The organism is Mycobacterium numidiamassiliense (assembly GCF_900157365.1).
In the GTDB taxonomy this organism is placed as follows: Bacteria; Actinomycetota; Actinomycetes; order Mycobacteriales; family Mycobacteriaceae; genus Mycobacterium; species Mycobacterium numidiamassiliense.
In genome coordinates this window covers 2,861,225-2,883,255 of the sequence record NZ_FUEZ01000004.1, presented here as the reverse complement: position 1 = coordinate 2,883,255, position 22,031 = coordinate 2,861,225, and the positions used below count along the sequence as shown (strand labels likewise).

General features: G+C 67.0%; 22 protein-coding genes. 8 read left to right on the top strand and 14 right to left on the bottom strand.

What is annotated here, in order from left to right:
- Positions 1 to 43: 43 nt before the first annotated feature.
- Complete coding sequence (locus tag MNAB215_RS22115) at positions 44 to 445, bottom strand: DUF3040 domain-containing protein (RefSeq protein WP_077080701.1); 402 nt, start codon at positions 443 to 445, stop codon at positions 44 to 46.
- Positions 446 to 768: 323 nt separating this feature from the next.
- Here MNAB215_RS22115 and MNAB215_RS22110 point away from each other — a divergent pair, with 323 nt between their 5' ends.
- Both MNAB215_RS22110 and lppM read left to right on the top strand, forming a co-directional pair.
- Entirely contained in the window at positions 769 to 1,377 is a 609-nt protein-coding gene (locus MNAB215_RS22110) for a GNAT family N-acetyltransferase (protein WP_077080700.1), read from the top strand.
- A 149-nt stretch (positions 1,378 to 1,526) separates the two neighbouring features.
- Entirely contained in the window at positions 1,527 to 2,174 is a 648-nt protein-coding gene (lppM, locus tag MNAB215_RS22105; RefSeq protein WP_077082227.1) for a lipoprotein LppM, read from the top strand.
- 13 nt (positions 2,175 to 2,187) lie between these two features.
- On the opposite strand, the gene MNAB215_RS22100 is transcribed toward lppM, so the two are convergent.
- The gene (locus MNAB215_RS22100; RefSeq protein ID WP_077080699.1) at positions 2,188 to 3,084 is read right to left on the bottom strand and encodes a mycobacterial-type methylenetetrahydrofolate reductase; all 897 of its coding nucleotides are present in this window, start codon (positions 3,082 to 3,084) and stop codon (positions 2,188 to 2,190) included.
- 202 nt (positions 3,085 to 3,286) lie between these two features.
- Here MNAB215_RS22100 and idsA2 point away from each other — a divergent pair, with 202 nt between their 5' ends.
- The gene (gene idsA2, locus MNAB215_RS22095; RefSeq protein WP_077080698.1) at positions 3,287 to 4,336 is read left to right on the top strand and encodes a bifunctional (2E,6E)-farnesyl/geranyl diphosphate synthase; all 1,050 of its coding nucleotides are present in this window, start codon (positions 3,287 to 3,289) and stop codon (positions 4,334 to 4,336) included.
- 4 nt (positions 4,337 to 4,340) lie between these two features.
- On the top strand, positions 4,341 to 5,885 hold the full coding sequence (locus tag MNAB215_RS22090) for an alpha-(1->6)-mannopyranosyltransferase A (protein ID WP_077080697.1): 1,545 nt from the start codon (positions 4,341 to 4,343) through the stop codon (positions 5,883 to 5,885).
- A gap of 8 nt (positions 5,886 to 5,893) precedes the next feature.
- Here MNAB215_RS22090 and MNAB215_RS22085 read toward each other — a convergent pair whose 3' ends face one another.
- Positions 5,894 to 6,298: an Rv2175c family DNA-binding protein gene (locus MNAB215_RS22085; protein ID WP_077080696.1), complete on the bottom strand. Its 405-nt coding sequence runs from the start codon at positions 6,296 to 6,298 to the stop codon at positions 5,894 to 5,896.
- Positions 6,299 to 6,378: 80 nt separating this feature from the next.
- On the opposite strand from MNAB215_RS22085, the gene MNAB215_RS22080 reads away from it, so the two are divergent.
- The gene (locus MNAB215_RS22080) at positions 6,379 to 7,611 is read left to right on the top strand and encodes a protein kinase domain-containing protein (protein WP_165691600.1); all 1,233 of its coding nucleotides are present in this window, start codon (positions 6,379 to 6,381) and stop codon (positions 7,609 to 7,611) included.
- Between the two features lie 79 nt (positions 7,612 to 7,690).
- Positions 7,691 to 9,133 (top strand): FAD-dependent oxidoreductase, encoded by a 1,443-nt coding sequence (locus tag MNAB215_RS22075; protein WP_077080695.1) that lies wholly within the window; start codon positions 7,691 to 7,693, stop codon positions 9,131 to 9,133.
- Here the strand turns inward: MNAB215_RS22075 and MNAB215_RS22070 are convergent, their stop codons facing one another.
- The 3 genes from MNAB215_RS22070 to MNAB215_RS22060 all read right to left on the bottom strand — a co-directional run bounded on the left by MNAB215_RS22070 (position 9,134) and on the right by MNAB215_RS22060 (position 11,992).
- The gene (locus MNAB215_RS22070) at positions 9,134 to 10,522 is read right to left on the bottom strand and encodes a class II 3-deoxy-7-phosphoheptulonate synthase (RefSeq protein ID WP_077080694.1); all 1,389 of its coding nucleotides are present in this window, start codon (positions 10,520 to 10,522) and stop codon (positions 9,134 to 9,136) included.
- Positions 10,523 to 10,584: 62 nt separating this feature from the next.
- Positions 10,585 to 11,091 (bottom strand): polyadenylate-specific 3'-exoribonuclease AS, encoded by a 507-nt coding sequence (locus MNAB215_RS22065; RefSeq protein WP_077080693.1) that lies wholly within the window; start codon positions 11,089 to 11,091, stop codon positions 10,585 to 10,587.
- A gap of 10 nt (positions 11,092 to 11,101) precedes the next feature.
- Entirely contained in the window at positions 11,102 to 11,992 is an 891-nt protein-coding gene (locus tag MNAB215_RS22060) for a hypothetical protein (protein WP_077080692.1), read from the bottom strand.
- Positions 11,993 to 12,081: 89 nt separating this feature from the next.
- Between MNAB215_RS22060 and MNAB215_RS22055 the strand changes: the two genes are divergently transcribed.
- Positions 12,082 to 13,380 (top strand): glycosyltransferase 87 family protein, encoded by a 1,299-nt coding sequence (locus MNAB215_RS22055; RefSeq protein ID WP_083746208.1) that lies wholly within the window; start codon positions 12,082 to 12,084, stop codon positions 13,378 to 13,380.
- Here the strand turns inward: MNAB215_RS22055 and MNAB215_RS22050 are convergent.
- The 5 genes from MNAB215_RS22050 to MNAB215_RS22030 all read right to left on the bottom strand — a co-directional run bounded on the left by MNAB215_RS22050 (position 13,377) and on the right by MNAB215_RS22030 (position 16,774).
- A complete protein-coding gene (locus MNAB215_RS22050; protein ID WP_077080691.1) occupies positions 13,377 to 14,114 on the bottom strand; it encodes a lysophospholipid acyltransferase family protein in 738 nt (245 codons plus the stop codon). The two genes, MNAB215_RS22055 and MNAB215_RS22050, sit on opposite strands and share 4 nt — an antisense overlap.
- An 86-nt stretch (positions 14,115 to 14,200) precedes the next feature.
- Positions 14,201 to 14,581: a hypothetical protein gene (locus MNAB215_RS22045; protein WP_077080690.1), complete on the bottom strand. Its 381-nt coding sequence runs from the start codon at positions 14,579 to 14,581 to the stop codon at positions 14,201 to 14,203.
- Positions 14,578 to 15,840, bottom strand: a complete 1,263-nt coding sequence (locus MNAB215_RS22040) for an ArsA family ATPase (protein ID WP_083746207.1) — start codon at positions 15,838 to 15,840, stop codon at positions 14,578 to 14,580. Before MNAB215_RS22040 ends, MNAB215_RS22045 begins: the two co-directional genes overlap by 4 nt.
- On the bottom strand, positions 15,833 to 16,270 hold the full coding sequence (locus MNAB215_RS22035; protein WP_077082225.1) for an SRPBCC family protein: 438 nt from the start codon (positions 16,268 to 16,270) through the stop codon (positions 15,833 to 15,835). Before MNAB215_RS22035 ends, MNAB215_RS22040 begins: the two co-directional genes overlap by 8 nt.
- Positions 16,271 to 16,384: 114 nt before the next feature.
- The gene (locus MNAB215_RS22030; RefSeq protein ID WP_077082224.1) at positions 16,385 to 16,774 is read right to left on the bottom strand and encodes a polyketide cyclase / dehydrase and lipid transport; all 390 of its coding nucleotides are present in this window, start codon (positions 16,772 to 16,774) and stop codon (positions 16,385 to 16,387) included.
- 142 nt (positions 16,775 to 16,916) lie between these two features.
- Here MNAB215_RS22030 and MNAB215_RS22025 point away from each other — a divergent pair, with 142 nt between their 5' ends.
- A complete protein-coding gene (locus MNAB215_RS22025) occupies positions 16,917 to 18,719 on the top strand; it encodes an AMP-dependent synthetase/ligase (protein ID WP_077080688.1) in 1,803 nt (600 codons plus the stop codon).
- A gap of 7 nt (positions 18,720 to 18,726) precedes the next feature.
- On the opposite strand, the gene pimB is transcribed toward MNAB215_RS22025, so the two are convergent.
- The 3 genes from pimB to ripC are packed head-to-tail and all read right to left on the bottom strand — an operon-like array spanning position 18,727 to position 21,953.
- Positions 18,727 to 19,884: a GDP-mannose-dependent alpha-(1-6)-phosphatidylinositol monomannoside mannosyltransferase gene (gene pimB, locus MNAB215_RS22020; protein ID WP_077080687.1), complete on the bottom strand. Its 1,158-nt coding sequence runs from the start codon at positions 19,882 to 19,884 to the stop codon at positions 18,727 to 18,729.
- A gap of 10 nt (positions 19,885 to 19,894) precedes the next feature.
- The gene (locus MNAB215_RS22015; RefSeq protein ID WP_245830465.1) at positions 19,895 to 20,737 is read right to left on the bottom strand and encodes a hypothetical protein; all 843 of its coding nucleotides are present in this window, start codon (positions 20,735 to 20,737) and stop codon (positions 19,895 to 19,897) included.
- Positions 20,738 to 20,795: 58 nt separating this feature from the next.
- Complete coding sequence (gene ripC / locus MNAB215_RS22010; RefSeq protein ID WP_077080686.1) at positions 20,796 to 21,953, bottom strand: peptidoglycan hydrolase RipC; 1,158 nt, start codon at positions 21,951 to 21,953, stop codon at positions 20,796 to 20,798.
- Positions 21,954 to 22,031: the final 78 nt, after the last annotated feature.

Genomic DNA, 22,031 nt, shown 5'->3' with positions numbered 1-22,031 from the left:
CCGTTGTGGCTACCCCTTAGCGCCGGTGTGTCAGGTGGTCCCGCTACTCATCGAAGCGGCGGCGGAACCGGTCCTCCATCCGGCTGGTGAACGAACCTCCGCCACCTTTATTGCGACGGCGCGGCGCCCCTGGCGCCGGTCCGGAATGGTCCGAACGTCCGGACAGCCGCGGGCCGGTGATGGCATACACCACGCCGCCGAACATCACGATGAAGCCGACGACGCTGAGAACCGGGAAGCTACCGATCATCGTGGCTTTGAACGCCACCCCGGAAACCAGCATCGCCAGACCGATGACGAACAGCGCCACGCCTTGCAGGCGCCGACGGGCGGTCGGAGCGCGGAATCCTCCGCCACGGACGCTCGACGCGAACTTGGGATCCTCGGCGTAGAGAGCGCTCTCGATCTGATCGAGCATCCTCTGCTCATGATCGGAGAGTGGCATTCGTCCCTCCTTGCCGGCAATCTGGCACGTAACTATCGGATAGCACGCGGGTCCCCATTGTAGGGGCATCTAACGCAAATGATACGAGGTCAATCAGCGCCGTACCACCGGTTCGGCACCGATTCTATCCCCGCAGCATCCAGACAATACTGTCGTGGACCAACGGCCGTGCGTTACAACCTGCTTGGGAGAACTTGTACAGTTGTGCGCCCGTTGCCGCCACCGCCCCGTATTGCGAGCACCAGCGGGTCCGATAATGGCGGTTGCACGGGCACGGCACAGGCGCTAACGGCCGGATCACCAGATGAGGAGGGCACCGCGAGTTGGCGATATTCCTCATCGATTTCCCGCCGGAGGATATGGAGCGCCGTCTCAGTGACGCCCTGGCAGTTTATGTCGACGCGATGCGATATCCGCGGGGCACCGAAAATCAGCGGGCCGCCATGTGGCTCGAGCACATCCGGCGACGCGGATGGCAGGCGGCGGCCGTGGTCGAGTCCAAGGTCGGTTTGGGTCGCAAAGCGCCGTCGGCCGAAGAACTGAGCGATGCGCCGTTGCTGGGCGTCGCCTACGGCTACCCCGGAGCGCCCGGCCAGTGGTGGCAGCAGCAGGTGGTGTTGGGCTTGCAGCGCGGCGGCTTGCCACCTGATGACATCGCCCAGCTGATGAACAGCTATTTCGAGCTGACCGAATTGCACATTCATCCCCGCGCCCAGGGCCGTGGCCTCGGCGAGGCGCTGGCCCGCCGGCTGCTGGCAAATCGCGACGAGCGCAACGTCCTGCTTTCCACGCCGGAAGCCGGCGATGATGAGGCCAACCGCGCCTGGCGGTTGTACCGGCGGCTGGGTTTCACCGACATCATCCGGCGCTACCACTTCGCCGGTGATCCACGGGCATTCGCGATCCTGGGCCGCCGACTGCCGCTTCCGTGACGACCGGGGCGCAACGCAGCGGCCCGCATATCGGACGACTCGCCGAAGCGACACACCGGATCTGGCACGATGACCTGGTGCACGCCAGCTCTCCCCCGCGTCAAGCCCGAGCTGCCACCCCTCGGCACCGCCGACTGCTGGCCCTCGCGATGCTGCTGCTCGTGGTGCCGCTGGCGACCGGATGCCTGCGGGCCAGGGCCTCGCTGACCATCTCGCCCGATGACTTGGTGTCCGGCGAGATCATCGCCGCGGCAAAACCGAAAACTCCAAAGGACACCGGTCCCCAGCTGGACAACAACAATCTCCCGTTCAGCCAGAAGGTGGCGGTGTCGACCTACGACAGCGACGGCTATGTCGGGTCGCAGGCGGTGTTCTCCGACCTGACCTTCGCGGAGCTGCCGCAGCTGGCCAACATGAACTCCAACGCAGCCGGGGTGAACCTCTCACTGCGCCGAAACGGCAACCTGGTGATTCTCGAGGGCCGGGCGGATCTGACGGCGCTGACCGATCCCGACGCCGACGTCGAGCTGACCATCGCCTTCCCCGGGGCCGTGACCTCCACCAACGGCGACCGCGTCGAGTCGGACGCGGTGTCGTGGAAGCTGAAACCGGGAGTCGTGAGCACGATGACAGCCCAGGCCCGCTACACCGACCCCAACACGCGGTCCTTCACCGGGGCGGGCGTCTGGCTGGGCATCGCGTCCTTCGCGGCCGCCGGCGTGGTGGCACTGCTGGCCTGGCTCAGCCGCGATCGCTCCGAGCGGATCACCGCCCCGCGCGACCAGCTGCCCGGTTAAACCCGCTGCCCGGTCAGACCAGCTGCGCCGGCGACCAGTAGGAGATCATCTCCGCGAACGTCTGGAATGCGGGGGCGGACAGCCCGTACGTCGCCTCGAGGTGGATGCTCAGCGGGAAACCGAGCTCGGCAACCCCGTCGACCACCCGCTTGTACAGGTCGAGCATCAGTTGGCGTTTCCGCGCGGGGTCGCAGCCGCCCAGCCGTTTGACGAAGTCCTGCTCAGCGGCCACGGCTTCGTTGCCGGGGTCCTGGATGAGCCAGTTGATCAGGCCGACGCGGCTCTCCACCTGCGGGACGAACCCGAACGACAGCAGGATTTCGGGCCGGTGATCGGTGGTCTTAGCGAACTCGGTCAAAAAGCCCACAATCGCGTCGGAATACAGCAGCTGGGTCATCGCGTAGGTGGCACCCTGGTCACACTTGAAATTGAACCTGCCGATTTCGCCCTCGCGGGTGGGGATCAGGATCACCCCGCGATTGGGCAGCAAGTCGCGATAGATCGACAGGGCATCGGTGGGCGCGACCCCGGACCCCTCGCCGTCGTTCATGGTGCGCGGAACGCCGACGAAGACCACACCTTCCATGCCGGCGTCACGCAGATCGGTGAGCCGCCGGCGTAGCGCTGGTTCGTCGGTGAACGCGGTGACCTGCGTGCACAGGCCGTTGATCCCGGTCAGCTCGGGCTTGATGATCGACCAGAAGTCGAGCACGTCGAACTTGGGCTTGATCGGCACGGGACGATCGTCGTCCTCGGCGATGATTCCGGGGATCATGACGTGCCGGATCCGGCCGTCGAGCCCGGACTCGGCCGAGTACCGCACCACTTTGTGCGCCTCTTCTTTGGCCCGTTCCCGACTTTCGTCCGTGTTCGGCGGCACCAGCTCGAGCGCGATGGTGTTGAGAGTCACGCGACTCAATCTCCTTCAAGACGACGATTGCCCGGGCCGCCTCGCGGCCGCGAACCCTCGCCAGCATAGGGGCGTAATAGTGAGGCAGTCGAAGCAACTCGGTCTAGCCGCGCCGAATACACTGGTCGGGCCTACAGAGCACCAAGTCACGCCAGCAGAAAGGGGCGCGGCGCTGAGCGTCGAAGCAGCGGCCACCGTCGAATTGACCGGCGCCATCACCGAGCAACTGCGCCGGTACTTGCACGACCGGCGCACCGAGACCGCCTATATCGGAGACGACTACGGTCTGCTGGTCGCCGTGCTGGAAGACTTTGTGCTCACCGGGGGCAAACGCCTGCGGCCCGCGTTCGCCTATTGGGGCTGGCGCGCGGTGGCCGGCGGAGAGCCCGATTCGGATGTGCTGCTGCTGTTTTCGGCACTGGAGTTGCTGCACGGCTGCGCTCTGGTGCACGACGACGTCATCGACGACTCCTCCACCCGCCGCGGCCGGCCGACCGCCCACGTCCGCTTCGCGTCCCTGCACCGCGACCGCAAGTGGCGCGGTTCGGCCGATCGGTTCGGGATTTCGGCCGCCATCCTGCTCGGCGACTTGGCACTGAGCTGGGCCGACGACATCGTCTTCGGCGTGGATCTGTCGCCCGACGCGCAGCTGCGTATCCGCCGGGTCTGGGCCGACATCCGCACCGAGGTGCTCGGGGGGCAGTACCTCGACATCGTCGCCGAGGCCAGCGCCGCCGAGTCGATCGCGTCGGCAATGAACGTCGACACCTTCAAGACCGCGTGTTACACCGTGTCGCGGCCGTTGCAGCTGGGCGCGGCCGCCGCGGCCGACCGACCCGACGTCCACGAGGTCTTCCAGCAGTTCGGGACCGACATTGGCGTGGCCTTCCAGCTGCGGGACGACGTGCTGGGCGTATTCGGAGATCCGGCGGTGACGGGCAAGCCGTCCGGTGACGACTTGCGCTCGGGCAAGCGCACCGTACTGCTCGCCGAGGCCGTGCAATTGGCGGACGCGTCGGACCCGTTGGCGGCCGACCTGTTGCGCAGCTCGATTGGCGCCCAGCTGACCGATGCGCAGGTGGCCGAGCTGCGCGACGTGATCGAGTCGGTGGGCGCGCTGGCCGCCGCCGAGGACCGCATCGCCACGCTGACCCGACGGGCGCTGGACGCGCTGGCGGCCGCCCCGATCAACCCGGCGGCCAAATCCGGGCTGTCCGAACTGGCCAAGTCGGCCACCAACCGATCCGCGTGAGCCGATGACCACTCCGACTCCCCTCCCCACCGCCGACTCCGTTCAGACGAAAAAGTCTGCGCGACAGCGCATTTCAGAGATCGTTGCGTTCGCGGCGACGCCGCAGGCCCGACCGGCCAGGCTGGGCCTCCTGGGTTCGGTGCTGATCACCGTCGGTGGCCTGGGGGCAGGCAGCACCAAGCCACACGACCCGCTGCTGGAATCGCTGCACATGTCCTGGCTGCGCTTCGGCCACGGGCTGGTGCTGTCGACGATTCTGTTGTGGGCGGGCGTCGGCCTGATGCTGGTCGCCTGGCTGGTGCTGGGCCGGCGGGCCCTGGCCGGTGAAACTTCCGAGTTCATCATGCGAGCCACCACCGGCTTCTGGCTGGCGCCGCTGCTGCTGTCGGTACCGGTCTTCAGCCGCGACACCTATTCGTATCTGGCCCAGGGCGCGCTCCTGCGCGACGGCTTCGACCCCTATGCCGTGGGCCCGGTGGCCAACCCGAATACGTTGCTGGACAACGTCAGCCCCATTTGGACGATCACCACCGCGCCGTATGGTCCGGTCTTCATCATGGTCGCCAAGCTCGTCACGATCGTCGTCGGCAATCACGTGATCGTCGGGACCATGCTGCTGCGTCTGTGCATGTTGCCCGGTCTGGCATTGCTGATCTGGGCCACCCCCCGCCTGGCCCACCACCTGGGCAGCAGCGGATCGATCGCGCTGTGGATCTGCGTGCTCAACCCGCTGGTGCTCATCCACCTGATGGGCGGTGTGCACAACGAAATGCTGATGGTGGGCTTGATGGCCGCCGGCATTGCGTGGGTGTTCCAGGGCCGGCACACGCTGGGCATCACGCTGGTCACCATCGGGATCGCGGTCAAAGCTACCGCCGGGATCGCGTTGCCTTTCCTGGTCTGGGTGTGGGCGCGTCATCTGCGCGAGCAGCGGGGGTATCGCCCGTTTCGGGCGTTCGTGGCGGCCAGCGCGATGTCGCTGCTGATCTTCTCCGCGGTGTTCGCGATCTTGACCGCCGTCGCCGGTGTCGGCCTCGGGTGGCTGACCGCGCTGGCCGGCTCGGTGAAGATCATCAACTGGTTGAGCCTCCCGACTGCCGCGGCCAACGCGATTCACTGGGTGTTCAACGGGTTCTTCGCGGTCAACTTCTATGCCACGCTGCGAATTACCCGCTACATCGGCATCGCGATCATCGTGATGATGCTGCCGCTGCTGTGGTGGCGATCTCGGCGCGACGACCGGTCCGTGCTGACGGGCATGGCCTGGTCGATGGTGGTCGTGGTGTTGTTCGTGCCCGCCGCCCTGCCGTGGTATTACTCCTGGCCGCTGGCGGTGGGGGCCCCACTGGCCCAGTCACGCCGGGCCGTGGCAATCATCGCAGGTCTCTCGACGTGGGCCATGTTGATCTTCAAACCCGACGGATCGCACGGCATGTATTCCTGGCTGCACTTTTCGCTGGCCACCGCCGCGGCGCTGGCGGCCTGGTACGCACTGCGCCGCGAGCCGGCGACACGCGCCGACGAATCCGAAGAGCCCGTCGCCGCCTGACCAGCGGTTCAGTACGCCATGGCTTGTGCCCGGCGCACGACTTCTCGCGCCTGATGGGCGTGTAGCGCGTCGACCGGACGGGCGTTGTTGATGCAGTCCCTGCTGCCGTCGCGCGTCACCGTCAGGGACGGGTCGGGGGTGAACAGCCACCGCACGATCTCGGTTTCGTGATAGCCGCCGTCGTGCAGGATTGTCAGCAGCCCGGGCAGGCTTTTCACCACCTCACCGGTGCGCGTGAAGAACACCTGCGGTACCACCACGCCCCCGGCGCGCCGGACCGCCAGTAGGTGGCCTTCTCGCAGCTGCTGCTGCACCTTGCTCACCGGCACGCCAAGCAACTCGGCGACCCGAGGCAGGTCATATGTCGGCTCGTCGGGGTCTAACACATCATCACCGGCGGGAATACTGCCCACCCGCGCAAGTGTAGGCCCTGGTGCGCGCGTTGCGCCGCTGTTCGGCTCGCAATCCCGGCGTCGCACCTACGATTGGCCCCGTGGCCGGAGCCGGGACGGGCGACCCGTTGGAGAACACCTTGCTGGATGGCCGCTACCTGGTCCAATCCAAGATTGCCAGCGGCGGCACCTCCACGGTCTACCGCGGACTCGACGTCCGGCTGGACCGCCCGGTCGCGCTGAAGGTGATGGATTCGCGTTATGCCGGCGACGACCAATTCCTGACCCGCTTCCAGCTCGAGGCCCGCACCGTCGCCCGGCTGAAGAATCCCGGGCTGGTCGCGGTCTACGACCAGGGCCTGGATGCCCGGCACCCGTTTCTGGTGATGGAGCTCATCGAAGGCGGCACCCTGCGCGAGCTGCTCGCCGAGCGTGGTCCCATGCCGCCGCATGCCGTGGCGGCGGTGCTCCGCCCGGTCCTGGGTGGGCTGGCCGCCGCGCACCGGGCCGGCCTGGTGCATCGCGACGTCAAACCGGAAAACGTGCTGATCTCCGACGACGGCGAGGTCAAGATCGCCGATTTCGGGTTGGTGCGTGCGGTTGCCGCTGCCGGAATCACCTCGGCCAGTGTCATTTTGGGCACCGCGGCGTACCTGTCCCCCGAGCAGGTTCGCGACGGCAACGCCGGTCCGCGCAGCGACGTCTACTCCGTCGGGATCCTCACCTACGAAATACTCACCGGGCGAACACCTTTCACCGGCGACTCCCCGTTGTCGATCGCCTACCAGCGGCTGGATAACGACGTGCCGCGCCCGGGCGCGCTGATCGCCGGGGTGCCAACGCAATTCGACGAATTCGTCGCACGCGCGACCGCCCGCGACCCCGGCCAACGGTACGCCGACGCCATCGAGATGGCCGCCGAATTGGACGCGATCGCCGACGACCTGGAGCTGCCGGACTTTCGGGTGCCGGCGCCACGCAACTCCGCTCAACACCGGTCCGCGGCACTGCACCACAGCCAGATGAGCGAGCGGCGGCCCTCGGCGCCGCAGCCACCTCGGGTGCAGAACCCCACCCGCCAACTGACCCGTGGCCCCCAGGATTGGCCCCCGAGCCGTCCGGACGCGCCCGAGGCCGACTCCGAACCTGAGGGTGACTACGAATACGAGCCCATATCAGGGGAATTCGCGGGAATCGCGATGAGCGAATTCGCGCTGGCCCGTCAGCAGGCCCGACGCATGGTGCTGGTCTGGGTGGCCGTGGTGCTGGCGCTCACCGGGATGGTGGCGACGGCCGGATGGACGCTCGGCAGCAATCTGACCGGCCTGCTGTGAGGCCGCGCTGGCGACGCGGATCTTAGTGTTATCTTAAAAAGATCTTATTTTTCTTAATTTTGGTGTAGCGTACTGCTGCATGAGTTCGACAACGCACCGCGTCGACTCGCCGAACCGGCTCGGCGAGCATGCAGTCGTACTGGGTGCCGGGATGGCGGGTTTGCTTGCCGCGCGCGTACTTTCGGAGTTCTACGATTCGGTCAGCGTGATCGAACGAGACAGATTGCCCGACTACCCGTGCCATCGCAGGGGCATCCCCCAGGGACGCCACGTGCACAACTTCTACAGCCGCGGCCTGCAGGTGTTGGGGGAATTGTTTCCCGGATTGCTCGAGGACCTGGCCCGAGCCGGGGCGGTCGTGGTCGACGACGGTGAGCTGTCGAACTTCTACGTGCGCTTCGGCCGCTACGAGATGAAGCGCTCGGGCAAGTTCGCCGATCCGGCCGCGCTATCGCTCCATATGGCCAGCCGGCCGTTTGTGGAATTTCACCTGCGCCGGCGGGTCAAGGCGCTGCCCAATGTGACCTTCCTTGACGGCCACGACGTGGTCGAACTCGTCACGACCGGCGACATCGTCAACGGCGTGCGAATCATCCGGCGCTACAACGGTTTTCTTACGGAACTGGATGCCGATCTGGTGGTAGACGCCATGGGCCGGTCAGCGCGCACCCCGGCGTTCTTGGAGAACCTGGGATACGAACGGCCCACCGAGAACCGGTCGGTGGCCAGGTATAAGTACGCGAGCCAACAGTTGAGCATTCCCGAGGGATCGATCACCCAGCGGCTGGTGATGTTCAACCCGGGCGGCGGCAAACCCGGCGGCCTGTTACTCGCGTGCGAGCACGACACCTGGACGCTGGCGATCGGCCAGCCGACCGACGCCGGCGAGCCGCCAACCGATTTCGCCGCGATGCTCGCGCTGGTCGAGCCGTCCCTACCTCCGGCCATCGTCGAGGGGCTGCGCCGGGCCCACCCCATCGGCGAGGCCGTGACGTATCACCACTCCGCCGCAATCTGGCGGCGCTACGACCAGATGTCGCGATTTCCTTCGAGTTTGCTCGTGCTCGGCGACGCCTTGTGCAGCTTCGATCCGACCTACGGCCAGGGCATGACGATCGCCGCGCTGGAAGCTCTGACCCTGCGCGACTGCCTGCGGGTCGGCGATGCGCAACTGGCACAACGCTTTTTCCGCGCGTCGGCGCACTACATCGGCCAGACGTGGGCCGCCAATCAAGCCAGGTCGCGAGTCACTTCCCCGACTCACGACCGGAATTCCATGCGGGAGCGGCTGCAGGGCTGGATGTCCCGAGCAGCCCTGAACGCGTCTACCCGCGACGTCGTCCTGACCGAACGCTTCTTCCGGGTCTCCAACTTCGTCGACCCGCCGTCCAGGCTCCAAGATCCCGCGCTGATACCGCGCATCGTGTGGGGCAACCTACGGGCCCGGTTCGCACGCAAGCGAACCCGCGCAGCCGTGGTTGCGGTCACCCCGCTGCCCGAGCCACTTTCGGTGCGCGCCTAGTTAGTCGCGCAGCATCTCCGCGACCAGGAACGCCAACTCCAGCGACTGCTGGGTGTTCAGCCGTGGGTCGCACGCCGTCTCGTAGCGGCCGGACAAATCGGTGTCCGAAATATCTTGCGCCCCACCCAAACACTCGGTGACGTTCTCACCGGTGATCTCGACGTGGATGCCGCCGGGATGCGTGCCGAGCGCGCGATGCACCTCGAAGAAGCCCTGCACCTCGTCGACGATGCGGTCGAAGTGCCGGGTCTTGTAACCGGTGGACGATTCGTGGGTGTTGCCGTGCATCGGGTCGCATTGCCAGACCACTTGATGACCGGTGGCCTGAACCTTTTCGATGATCGGCGGCAACACGTCGCGCACCTTGTGGTTGCCCAGCCTGCTCACCAACGTCAGCCGTCCCGGCTTGTTGTGCGGATCGAGCCGCTCGACGTATTCGACGGCCAGCTCGGGAGTCATCGTCGGACCGATCTTGACGCCGATGGGGTTGGCGATCACCTCCGCGAACGCGACGTGCGCACCGTCGAGTTGACGGGTGCGCTCGCCGATCCAGACGGTGTGCGCCGACAGGTCGTACAGCTGCGGCTCCCCGTCTTCGCCGTGTGACAAGCGCAACATGGCCCGCTCGTAGTCGAGCACCAAAGCCTCATGGCTGGCGTAGATTTCGGCGGTCTGCAGATTGCGGTCGGCCACGCCGCAGGCACTCATGAAGCGCAGCCCGCGGTCGATCTCGTTGGCCAGCGCCTCGTAACGCGCGCCGGCGGGCGATGTCCGGACGAACTCCCGGTTCCAGTCGTGCACCAGGTGCAGCGACGCCAGGCCCGACGACGTCAGCGCCCGCACCAGGTTCATCGCCGCGCTGGCGTTGGCGTAGGCGCGCACCAGCCGCGACGGATCGTGCTCGCGCGCAGCGGCATCCGGGGCGAAGCCGTTGATCATGTCGCCGCGGTAGGACTTCAGGCCCAGGGCGTCGATGTCGGCGGAGCGCGGCTTGGCGTACTGGCCGGCGATGCGGGCTACCTTGACCACCGGCATGCTGGCGCCATAGGTCAGCACCACCGCCATCTGCAGCAGGGTGCGGATGTTGCCTCGGATGTGGGGCTCGGTGTTGTCGGTAAACGTCTCGGCGCAGTCGCCGCCCTGCAAGAGGAACGCCTTACCGCGGGCGACCTCGGCCAGATGGTCCTGCAACCGCACGATCTCGGACGGCACCGTCACCGGCGGGACGCTTTCGAGGACCGTGCGCATCGCGGAGGCCTGATCGGTGGGCCAGCTGGGTTGCTGAGCAGCCGGCTTGGCCAGCGCGGCATCCAGCCGGGCCCGCAAGTCGGCGGGCAGCGGCGGCAGGTCCGGCAGCTGGTCGATCGGAATGTCGACAGTCCAGTTCATCGGTCCATGGTAACCGGCTCGCGGCAGTGCTTGATCAGGGCGAACGTGACCTCCGAGCGCGCTCAGCGGCCCGGATCGTTTGCAGCGGTGATGAGCTGATAGCGCCTCAGCTGATCGCGGGCATCGACGAGCGCGTCGTGGACATCGGGTGGCCGCGGTGGCATCCGGGGCGATCCCCGGTCTTCCCACAGCTGCCGCAGTTCGCGGGTGAAGCGGGGTATGGCCTTCGGCAGGCCCGGCATCGGACCCCACAACTGGCACAACGCCACATGGTCATAGGCCCCCACCCACGCCCACAGCTCGATCGGTTCGGAGGCCGCCTGGGCTGAATTCAAGCCGAAGAACTCCTCCAGATCCTGACGAATCCGCTTGCGCGAGCGCCACAATTGCGAGGCAGGCGGCGGTAGCTTGGGCAGCACGTTGGCGCGCACCCAGCTACCGGCGCGCTCCGGATCGAACTCGGTGGACACGGCGTAGTACTCGCGGCCGTCTTCGGCGACCACCCCGATCGAGATCAGCTCGATAGTGCGGCCGTCTTCGATGAACTCGGTGTCGTAGAAGTACCGCACCGAAGAGAGCCTATCCGCCGACCAGGATGGGCTCGCTTCCCTCCGGCGGCGGCGCGGGATGCACCTCTTGGTCGAGCTGGGCGGCGATGGTGCGTTCGTCGGGCAGCCGCGGCGTGCCCGCGATCGCGTATTGCAGCCACAGTTTGGCCTGCACTACGGGCCTGCGCCATTTCCGTTCCCGCTGCATAGCCCGCCGCATCTTGACCGGCTGCGTGGTGTATCGCCAGCGGGCCCACGGGGCGTGCGGGCGCGAAAGCCGGATCGCCCCGATGACCAGCAGGACGACGATGAACATCCCGAGCAGACCGGTCCACACCTTGCCCTTGAGCACCACTACCAGGGCCATCGGCAGTGTCAGCACCATCGCGCTGCCAACGGCCGCCCGCCAGGCAAACGAGTCGGCGCCGTGCCAGATCGGCAGGAAGAACATCAACGGATGCAGGCCCATGATCAAGAGTCCGGCCACCGCTATCGCGGCGAAGACGGCATCCACCGACGTGCGCCCGTCCTCTTCCCAGTAGACGTCGGACAAGTGGAGGATCAACGCGTACTCGTCGAGCACCAACGCGGCGCCGATTCCGAAAAGTGTTGCCGCCAAAGTTAATTCGAGTTCCTGGCCGTTGACGGACAGGGTCACCAGGCTCAGCCCGGAGATCATCACCAACACCACCCCGAACGTCACGTGGTGGATGTGCACTCCGCCGATGTAAACGTTGCGCGGCAGCCACCACCTGGGCGGGCGGCCCCTGTCCCTGCGATGGCGAATGAAGCGCACGAACGTGCGGGTGACGAAGAAGGTCAGGATGAAGGCGACCAGGCAGCAGAGCAACGGCAGCCGGCCACGGTGGACGATGTCATGGGAGAACCAGTGGGTGACCGTGGGAACGAACCAACCGAACACCTTAGAAACCTACGCCCGCGCATCCCGGCACCGTGGGAGCCGCGCTGCGCCGGTGCCGGTCGTGCGCACCTACTACGCTGATTTGCGACATGAGTAAACGACAGGCGCCCGAGGCGGGCGGTCGACTCGGGCGGGCGTTGCTGTGGTGCGTGCTCTGGTTGTCGGCCGCCTACGTGCTGGGTTACGCGGCCTGGGGCTTGTTCGCGCACACCCCGTACCGCATCGATATCGACGTCTATCAGATGGGCGGTCAGACCTGGCTGGACGGGCATCCGCTGTACGGCGATGTGTTGTTCCACACACCTATCGGGCTGAATCTGCCGTTCACCTATCCCCCGCTCGCAGCCATCATGTTCAGCCCATTCGCCTGGTTGCACATGCCGGCCGCCAGCATCGCGATCACCGCGTTGACGCTGGTGCTGTTGATCGTCTCGACGGTGATCGTGCTGAGCGGCCTGGGCGTCTGGAACGCCTCGACGCTGCTGCCCGGCCCTGCCTGGCTGCGCCGGCTGTGGTTGGCGATCGTCATCGTGGCCGCGGCCTCGATCTGGCAGGAGCCCATCAGCTCGAATTTCGCGTTCGGGCAGATCAACGTCGTATTGATGACGTTGGTGATCGCCGATTGTGTACCGCGGCGGACGCCGTGGCCCCGCGGGCTGCTGCTGGGCCTGGGAATCGCGCTGAAGCTGACGCCCGCGGTCTTTCTCCTCTACTTCCTGCTGCGCCGCGACACCCGGGCCGCCCTGACCGCGCTGGCCTCGTTCGCGGGCGCCACGCTGCTCGGGTTCGCACTCGCGTGGAGCGATTCGTGGGAGTACTGGACACGGACCATCCGTCACACCGATCGCATCGGTGAGGCATCGCTGAACACCGACCAGAACATCGCCGGTGCCCTGGCCCGCATCGGGCTCGGGGAGCACGCGCGGTTCGTGCTGTGGGTTCTCGGCTGCTTCCTCGTGCTGGCGCTGACGGTATGGGCGATGCGACGGGTTTTGCGGGGCGGCGAGCCGACGCTGGCGCTCATCTGCGTCGCCCTGTTCGGCCTGGTGGTCTCGCCGGTGTCGTGGTCACACCATTGGGTGTGGGTGCTGCCGGCCATCCTGGTGACGGCAGTCGTCGGCTGGCACCGACGCAATGTCGCGCTGGCGCTCGTCAGCGCTGCGGGAATCGCGCTGATGTACCGGACGCCGATCGACCTGCTGCCCAAGCATCACGAGTCAACCGCGAACTGGTGGCACCAGCTGTTCGGCATGTCGTATGTGTGGTGGGCCCTGGCGGTCATCGCCGCGGCCGGGCTCACCGTCGTCGCCGGGGAAACCCCACGCGCCGAAGGGCGGCGTGCGGAACGCGAGCCCGCATTGATCAGCGACGTCAACGTCGCGCGTTAACCGGCGGCGGTTTCGGGGATCCGCGTGACGCCGTTGGTCGATCCGTGAGCGGTCGCGCCGTTGCTGCCGTTCTTGACGGTGGCCGCGTAGATGTCGACGTACTCCTGACCGGACAGCCCCATCAGCTCGTAGATCACCTCGTCGGTGATCGTCCGCTCGATGAAACGGTTGCCGGCTAACCCCTCGAAGCGGGAGAATTCCATCGGCTTGCCGAACCGCACCGTCACCCGGCCGAAGCGCAACCGGGAGGTGCCCGGCGGGTTGACGACGTCGGTACCGATCATCGCGACCGGGATCACGGGCACCCCGGTCTCCAGCGCCAGGCGGGCAAGGCCAGTCTTGCCCTTGTACAGCCGGCCATCGGGTGAGCGGGTGCCCTCCGGGTACATGCCCATCAACTTGCCTTCGCCAAGCAGTCGCTGCGCGGTGTGGAGCGCGGCCTGAGCGGCGTCGGCATCGGTGCGGTCGATCGGCACCTGGCCGACGGCGGTGAAGAACCACCGGCTGAACCAGCCCTTGATTCCGGTGCCGGTGAAATATTCAGCCTTCGCGAGGAAGGTGATCCGGCGTCGCACCACCAGCGGCAAAAAGAAACTGTCCATCACCGCCAGATGATTGCTGGCCAGGATCGCCGGGCCCGAGGCCGGAATATGTTGCAGGCCTTCGACTTTCGGACGACCCATCAAGATCAGCAACGGCCCGAGGAGGACGTACTTGAATAGCCAGTACCACATGGCCCGCCCTCTCGCCCAATCCGATGGTGTTCTGCGCCAACTGTACCGACCCGTGACAGAAGGGACCACCTGCGACGCGGGTTCGGTCATTCCTCGATGGTGACCGGGATCGGCTGGTAGTGGGTGCCCGCGGCGGTTTCGGCTTCGGGCTCGGGGTGCGGGCCGCCGCCGGGCGGACCGTCCGGTGGCGGCTTCGCCGAGCGGTCGATGTCGTCGACGATCGAACGGATCACCTCCAGCAGGGCGATGCTGTGGTCCGCGATCACCGTGAGCAGCGGGTGCTGATCGCCGGTTGCCACAGCGGCCAGCGCGCACACCGGGCACCAGATCTGCTGACACTTGCCCGTCCCGGGCCCGTCGCCGGCGGTCAATGAGGCCGCCATCCGCACGGCGGGATCGATGCCGTCCAGAATCGCCTGGGCAAGCTTGCGAAGCTCGGGACCAAGCTCGGGATGCGCCGCATTCACTTGGGCCACACCTCCGGATCTGGTCTGAATCGAACTGTCAGCTCACCGCCTCGCAAATGCGCGTCGAGCACCGTGCACCGCCGCAACACGGACGCCAACCGAACCCTGCGCCGCAGTCCGCCTGCGCTGATGATCAAGTCGTCGCCGGCCCGGCCCAGCGCCAGCGATCCGGCGTCAAGCTGGGGCAACGTTAGCCGCATACGGTATATCGCCCCAAGTCCCGATCCGGATTCGAGGTCCACAATAGGACGCACCGGCCCCGGCGGGGCCGATCCGCGCCGAAGACGCGCACTGTCGAGCAGTGCGCCCAGCGCCTTGGGCCCGATCGGTTCGCCCGACAGGTGCGGGGTCAGCACCAGCGCCACGTCGCCGATGGTGGCGTCGAGTTCGTCGAGCACTACCCGTTGTTCCGAGATGCGCTCGCCATACCAATAGAACGCCGGGTGTTCGGGCAGGTTGCGGTACTCGTAGGACTCGTCTTCCACCAGGACCTGGTTGACGATCAGCTCCTCGACGCGCACCCCCATCAGAGCCAGTGAACCCAGTGTGCGCACCGCCTCGGCGGCAACCACGCGCTCGGGGGTCAGCACCAGGTGTGCGCTCACCAGATCGCCGTCGGTCAGCAGCGCGCTGAGCTGATCCACGCTGCCGCTGATGCGCTCCAGCAATTCGACCACCGCCGCCGAACGCGGGTCGTCGGTCGCGATGGACAGCCGACGATGCCGCGGCCACGCCCGCTCGACATATAGCCCAAAAGTGGCGGGCAGGGTCAACATTCGCAACGCGTCCGCGGTCGAGGCGCAGTCGACGACGATGCGATCCCATCGCCCGGAGGCCGCCAGTTCCCCGACCGCGTGCAGGCCCAGCACTTCCTGGATGCCTGGCAATGCCGAGAGTTCTTCGGGCGCAATGCTGCTCAACTCGGAGTCGGGAAACCGCCGATCCAAGGCGCTGACCACGTCGCGCCAGCGAGACTCGAGCAGGGCCAAGGTGTCGAGCGCCAGCGCGTCGAGAAATCCGCCGCCGGCCTCGGTGTCGTCGCCGAGCACCCGGACCAGCTCACCCTGGCCGCTCGGCGGAATCGGGACACCCAGGACGTCGCCCAGCGAGTGCGCCTGGTCGGTGGAGACGGCCAGCACCCGCTGGCCGTCGATCGCATCACAGACCGCGGTAGCAGACGCCAGGGTGGACTTTCCTACCCCGCCCTTACCAACGAAGAGACTGATCCGGGCCGGGGTAAGCGCACCGGACTCACTCAGCCTCGACTCGTTTCTTCAGATCCTTTAAAGCGGTGTCGGTCAGCCTGCGCTCGGCCTTGCGCTTGAGCAGACCGATCATCGGCATGGCCAGGTCAACGGAGAGTTCGTAGGTGACGTCGGTTCCAGATCCCTTGGACGCCAAGCGATATGAGCCTTCGAGGGAACGCAGCAAAGAGCTGGAGACCAGACTCCACGACAGCGACTTGTGGTCGGCCGGCCACCGGTAGGACATGACCATGGTGTCCTTGATGACACCCGCGTCCATCACGAACCGCACCGTCTTCGGGTAGCCGTCGGACCCGCGCTCCTGCACCTCGGCTTCCTTATATTCCGAGATCCACTGCGGGTACGAATCGATGTCGGCAATCACCTGCAACACCGTGTCTGGGTCCGCTTCGATGTGAATGGTCTGCGTGGTTTTCTCCGCCACCTGGCTGCTACCTCTCTCCCGCACGTCTCCCGCACGCGGGTCGATCCCCGGCGATCTGCGGCAGTACCTGCTCCCGGCCGAAACGGTACTCTCGCCGGGCGAACTTGACCGCAGTTAAACTACCGGAGAAACTCCGACCGGACGTGACCGTTCCAGCGTCGTCTTGAGCTCAAAGGCCATTTTCTTTCCCGCCACGCGACGGCTGTGCGTCATCTTCGGCAAGTTCAGCTTGGCCAGTTGCCAGGCCGCCACGCCGGTCGGTTCGGCATGCAGGAAGTAGTGCAGCACCACCCCGTCCAGTGACGGTTCCAGCCAGATCTCCATGGTGCCCGTCAATGCTCCGGTCACCGCCCAGCGAATCCCCTTTTCGCCGCGTTCCTCGACGGTTTGCAGCCGCAGATCGGGCCACCACCGGCGCCAGCTCGACTGGTCGGCGACCGCGGCTCCGACCTGTGCGGCGGCCGCGGCGACGTACGTCTGGTCCGCGATCTGGATGCTGTTCACCGCCACAGCTTCACACACCGATCCCGCACGCCCGCATCTGAGGGCACGCGTTTGACGTGCTGGGCGAATGTGCGGATTACGCTGGACGAGAGCAAGCCGGGGCCAGCCGGCAAGTCAACGAAGATCGAACGAGGTCAGCACAGTGCGTCAGTACAGCGTCCCTGCCCGCTTTTCCGTCGGCGAGCACGACAACATCGCCGCTACGGTCTTCGAGCACGAACGCGATGACCCCGACTTTGTCATCTACAACCGTCAGATCGACGGGGTGTGGACCGACGTCACCTGCGCAGAGGCCGCTGGGCAGGTTCGGGCCGCGGCCCTGGGCCTGATCTCGCTGGGTGTGCAGGCCGGTGACCGGGTGTCCATCTTCTCGGCCACCCGCTACGAATGGGCGATTCTTGATCTGGCGATCCTGTCCATCGGTGCGGTCACGGTGCCGATCTACGAGACGTCGTCCGCCGAGCAGGTGCGCTGGGTGCTGCAGGACTCGGGAGCCGTACTGGTCTTCGTCGAGAACGACGAGCACGCCAAGATGGTCACCGAGCTCACCGGCGAGCTTCCCGCCCTGCGCCGGGTGCTGCACATCGACGGTTCGGGCCCGAAGGCACTCGACCAGCTCGCCGAATCGGGCGCGGCGGAGGACCCCGCCCAGCTGACCGCCCGCCAGGAGGCGCTGCGCTCCACTGACCCAGCCACTCTCATCTACACCTCGGGCACCACCGGTCGCCCCAAAGGGTGCCAGCTCACGCATAGCAACTTGCTGTACGAAACCCGGGGCACCCAGGAGTGCCTGCCGACGCTGCTGAACGAAGGCCAGCGACTGCTGGTATTCCTGCCGTTGGCCCACGTGCTGGCCAGGGCACTGACATTGTCGGCGTTCGCCAGCAAAGTGACCGTCGGGTTCACCAGTGACATCAAAAACCTGATGCCCATGCTCACGGTGTTCAAACCCACGGTCGTGGTGTCGGTTCCGCGGGTGTTCGAGAAGGTGTACAACACCGCCGAGCAAAACGCCGAAAACGACGGCAAAGGCTGGATCTTCAAATCCGCCGCCCAAACCGCGGTGCAGTGGAGCCAGGCGCACGAAGACGGCAAGCCCGGATTGGTGTTACGGGCCCGCCATGCGCTGTTCGACCGGTTGGTCTATTACAAGCTGCGGGCGGCGCTGGGTGGCGACTGCCATGCGTCGGTCTCCGGCGGGGCGCCGCTGGGGGCCCGGCTGGGCCACTTCTATCGCGGGGTGGGCCTGACCATCTACGAGGGCTACGGCATGACCGAGACCAGCGCCGCGATCACCGTCAACCAGATCGGCGGCGTGAAGATCGGGACAGTCGGAAAGCTGGTGCCCGGCAACAGTTTGCGGATCGCCGCCGACGGCGAGTTGTTGGTGCGCGGCGGCGTGGTGTTCAGCGGCTACTGGCACAACGAGCAGGCCAGCCAGGACGCCTTCGCCGACGGCTGGCTCAAGACGGGCGATCTCGGTGCAGTCGATGAGGACGGGTTCTTGACGATCACCGGCCGCAAGAAGGAGATCATCGTCACCGCCGGCGGCAAGAACGTCGCCCCCGCCCAGATGGAGGACCAGCTGCGGGCGCACCCGCTGATCAGTCAGGCGATGGTCGTCGGGGACGCCAAGCCGTTCGTCGGCGCGCTGATCACCATCGATCCGGAGGCCTTCGACTTCTGGAAACAACGCAACAGCAAGGCCGCCGACGCGTCGGTGGCCGACCTGGTGACCGACCCCGACCTGATCGCTGAGGTGGACGCGGCCGTCAAGCAGACCAACCTCTCGGTGTCGCACGCCGAGTCGATCCGCAAATTCCGCATTCTGCCGGTCGACTTCACCGAAGACACCGGCGAGCTGACGCCGACGATGAAGCTCAAGCGCAAGGTGGTTGCCGAGAAGTTCGCCTCCGACATCGAAGCGATCTACGAAAAGGATTAGCCCGGTCTCACGACAGCGTGGCGCTGGACGGTTCCCCGCGGAGGAGATCGGCCAGCCTGCCGGCCAGCGTGTCCCAGCGCCACTCGGTGGTCACCCACTCGCGCCCGGCGGCGCCCATTGCGGCGGCCCGGTCGCGATCGATCAGCAACTCGGCGACGGCGTCGGCGACCTTGTGCACCGAGCGCCCATCGACGACCAGCCCAGTTTTGTTGTGCTGCACAGCTTCCGGGGCTCCGCCCGATTGGCCCGCGATCACCGGCACGCCGGTCGCGGAGGCCTCCAGGTAGACGATGCCCAGGCCTTCGACGTCCATTCCGGAGCCACGGGTGCGGCACGGCATCGCGAAGACGTCGGCCAGCGCGTAGTGCGCGGGTAGCTCGGCGCTGGGCACGCCACCGGTGAACGTCACGTGCTCGGCGACGCCGCAGTCGGAAGCCAGCTTTTCCAATGCCTCGCGGTGCGGGCCACCGCCGACGATGACCAACGCCGCCCCGTCGACCCGTCGCCGGACCGACGGCAGCGCCCTGATCAACATGTCCTGACCCTTGCGCGGCACCAGCCGGGACAGGCACACGACGGTGGGCCGCTCGCCCAGCCGGTAGCGGGCACGCAACTCGGCGCGACCGGCTGGATCCGGCCGGAACCGGTCGCTGTCCACGCCCGACGGCAGGTATTCCAGCGCCGCGTCGGGCCCGAACGCCGTCGCAAACCGGGACCGCGTGTAGCGACTCACGAACGTCACCACGTCGGTGGTGTCGCCGATCCGGCGCAGTACCGACCGCGCAACCGGAAGCATCGACCAGCCGACTTCGTGGCCGTGCGTGCTGGCCACCACCCGGGTCGCCCCGGCCTGCCGGGCGCGCTGGGCCAGCAGGGCCAGCGGGGCGGCCGCGCCGAACCACACGGTGTCCACGCCGTGCTCGGCGATCAGCCGGCGCATCCGCACGGCGACCCCGGGGCCGGGCAGCATCAGCGAGCCCGGATGGCGCACCACTCGATAGCCGGCCGCGTCGTCGTAGTCATCGGCGCCCTTCCACTGCGGGGCGTACACGGTCACCGAGTGCGCCCCGGCGTCAACCAGCCGCCGCACGTACTCGCCCAGGTAGGACTGGATGCCGCCGGGTCGCGGGGGAAAGTCGTTGGTTACCAGCAGCACCCGGCTCACGTGCGTCAGGCTAGCCGACCATCCACTGGCTCCACCGGGCGAGCAGGCCGGCCGGGTCGACGCCCAGGACGTCGTGGGCGGCGGCCAGCGGGTCGACGTGCCCGACACCCGACGTGGCCAGGTAGTAGGCCCGCAGGTTAGGCGTTCCGTAGGTGTCGGCGACGAAGCGGGCAAACCACCACGCCCGGTCGTAGGCCAGCGACCGCTGTGGCCCGGGCGTATCCAGCTCGATGTCCGACGGCAGCGACGGGTACGCGGAGCGTGCCTCGGCCGGCACCGGGGCACTGGGCCGGGCGACGAAATCGGCGACGCCTTCGGCGACCCAGCGAGGGGCGTCCATGGCGGTGTCGGCGCGCGCCGCGTAGTGGAAAAGCTCGTGGGTCAACACAATTCGCAGTGCCGATTCACTCAGGCTTGCCGCGCCGGGGGCGAACACGATCCGCTGGCCGAGAGCGACCCGGTGCGCGGGATCAACCTGGTCGGCGACGGTCACCGCCGCGATGTCGGCCCACTGCGATTCCGGGCCGCCGCCGGCGGCAGTGCGAAACTGCTCGTCGGACGCGGTGGCCACGACCGAGATCTCGCGTGACCAATCGACGCCCCAGAACGCCTCTACGCGCTCGACGGCGGAGCCCATGTTCGAGGCGATGCGCGACAGCAGGCGGTCGGCGACCGGACCACCGAGGCTGATCAGCCGGATCGACCGGTCCCCCACGACCAGCGGTTTGGCGGCGCCCGACGAGGCCCGGGCGGGCTCGATCAGCTCAGCGGGTCGCGCCTGGTGTTCGCGCGCCGGGTCGAAAGGCACGGCCGCGGCCACCGCCAATTCGACGACAAAGACCCAGGCCAACAGCACCGGAAGCCACCGGCGGTGGCGCGAGGCGTCCAGCAAATACCCCGGGCGGGGTCGATCAGTAGCGGCGGGCGTCGTAGATCGGGCCCGAAGAGTTCATCGGCACCACCCGTACCGGCACGCCGTAAGTGGAGGAATGGATCATCATCCCGTCACCGACATAGATGCCGGCATGTGAGGCATCGGAGTAGAAGGTCAGCACGTCGCCGGGCTGCAGGTCAGACAGCGATACCGGCTGACCGCCGTGTGCCAGCGCCTGGCTGGAGTGTGGCAGCGCGATACCGGCCTGCTGGAACGCCCACATCACCAATCCGGAGCAGTCGAACCCGCCAGGTGCGGCACCACCCCACGAATACGGCGTCCCGACCTGAGTCAGCGCTGCCTGCACGACGTTGGCGCGATCACCCCCACCCCCGCCGGGAGGCGGCGGTGCGAACATTCCACCGAAAGGCGGAGCGTCACCCGGCGGCGCGCCGGGCGGTGGTGGTGCACCCGGCGGCAACGCGTCAGGCGCGGGCGGGCCGGGCGCCGCGACCGGGGCACCGGCCGGGACCTGCCCGGGATCGGCGAGCGCGGTGCGCTCCCCCGGCGACAAAGAGAGGTATTGCGACTTGACGACGGCGATCTGAACCTGCAGCTGGCTTTGCTTGGACTGCAGACTGGCCCGCACGGCGGCAGCCTGTTCGGCGGCGCTCTTGGCATCGGCGGCCGACTTGGCGGAATCCTGCTCCGCCTTGGCGGCCTGCTCACCGGCAATCCGGAAATCCGCCATCTGCGTACGCATTTGAGTCGCCATCAGGCGCTGCACGGCGAGCTTGTCGATCAGTCCCTGCGGGGATCCCGCGGTCAGCATGGCCTCCATGCCATCGACGCGGCCACCCATGTAGGTGGCGGCGGCGAGCTTGTTGACAGCGCTCTGGAAGGTGGCCAGGCGGGCCTTCGCGGCGTCCACGGCGGCCTGGTCATCCGAGTGCTTCTTGTCCGCGGCCTGCTGGGCTGCCAGCTTCTGGCTAAGGTCGAGCTGGGCACTGTGCATGGCCTCGGTGGTCTGCTCCGCCTGGCGGGACAGCTCGTTGAGCTTCGCCATGGCCTCGTCGGCCGGGTCGGCCACGGCGTTGCCGGCGCAAATTCCCGATAACACCGTCAAACCCGCTACCGTCCCGATCAGGGAACGAGTCAAAGCACGCGCAATCTGGCCATTAGAGCCGAAACTCAAGATATTGCTTCCTTAAACTGCCATCGAGCCTGAGGGCTGAGCTGGTTTAGGTCTCAAACAGGTTACGAAACGATATCG

Coding starts and splice junctions, on each gene's coding strand:
- MNAB215_RS22055 (WP_083746208.1), top strand. CDS start 12,082: ATGAGTAAACGACAGGCGCCCGAGGCGGGCGGTCGACTCGGGCGGGCG.
- MNAB215_RS22090 (WP_077080697.1), top strand. CDS start 4,341: ATGACCACTCCGACTCCCCTCCCCACCGCCGACTCCGTTCAGACGAAA.
- MNAB215_RS22075 (WP_077080695.1), top strand. CDS start 7,691: ATGAGTTCGACAACGCACCGCGTCGACTCGCCGAACCGGCTCGGCGAG.
- MNAB215_RS22070 (WP_077080694.1), bottom strand. CDS start 10,522: ATGAACTGGACTGTCGACATTCCGATCGACCAGCTGCCGGACCTGCCG.
- MNAB215_RS22050 (WP_077080691.1), bottom strand. CDS start 14,114: ATGTGGTACTGGCTATTCAAGTACGTCCTCCTCGGGCCGTTGCTGATC.
- MNAB215_RS22115 (WP_077080701.1), bottom strand. CDS start 445: ATGCCACTCTCCGATCATGAGCAGAGGATGCTCGATCAGATCGAGAGC.
- lppM (WP_077082227.1), top strand. CDS start 1,527: ATGCTGCTGCTCGTGGTGCCGCTGGCGACCGGATGCCTGCGGGCCAGG.